Genomic DNA, 736 nt, shown 5'->3' with positions numbered 1-736 from the left:
ACGGTCGAGATGATTTCTTCTGGTGTGTGTTCACCTGGCAGCATGTAGGTATTAGTCATGCGTGGCATCGGTAAGTGCGCGTAAGATTCGCGGCGACCGTTACCCGTTGGGTTTACCCCCATTAGGCGCGCGTTCAGCTTGTCTTGCATGTAGCCTTTCAATACGCCATTTTCGATCAGCGTGTTGTACTGACCATTCACACCTTCGTCGTCCACATTGAGTGAACCACGCAGATCTTTCAGCGTACCATCATCCACAATCGTACATAGCGATGACGTCACTTGCTGACCCATTTTGCCAGAGAATACCGACGACTCTTTGCGGTTGAAATCCCCTTCTAAACCGTGACCTACCGCTTCATGCAGCAGTACGCCAGGCCAACCAGAACCAAGCACCACTGGCATCATACCTGCAGGTGCAGCTTCTGCTTCTAGGTTAACTAACGCCATACGGATGGCTTCGTCCGCGAAGTGGAAGGCTTGCTTCACACCATCTGTTTCAGACAAGAAGAAATCGTAGCCAAAACGACCACCACCACCAGCACTGCCACGCTCGCGACGGTCACCTTTCTGTGCAAGTACACTGATGGATAGTCGAACAAGAGGACGAGTATCACCAGCGAAAGTGCCATCTGTAGCGGCAACTAGCATTTGCTCGTGCACGCCACTGATGCTAATAGACACCTCTTTGATCAGAGGCTCTTTAGTGCGAATGTACGCATCCAAAGACCTCAGCA

1 protein-coding gene is annotated in these 736 nt (G+C 51.4%); it reads right to left on the bottom strand.

Annotated features, from left to right (window positions below; translation table 11 throughout):
• On the bottom strand, positions 1–736 hold a 736-nt coding region (locus tag R7Z50_RS27005; protein WP_318149683.1), incomplete at both ends, for a metallopeptidase TldD-related protein.

It is taken from the genome of Vibrio sp. 1249-1, from assembly GCF_033340495.1.
Note: the sequence above shows the minus strand (reverse complement) of the source record. Positions and strands in the feature narration are given on the sequence as shown.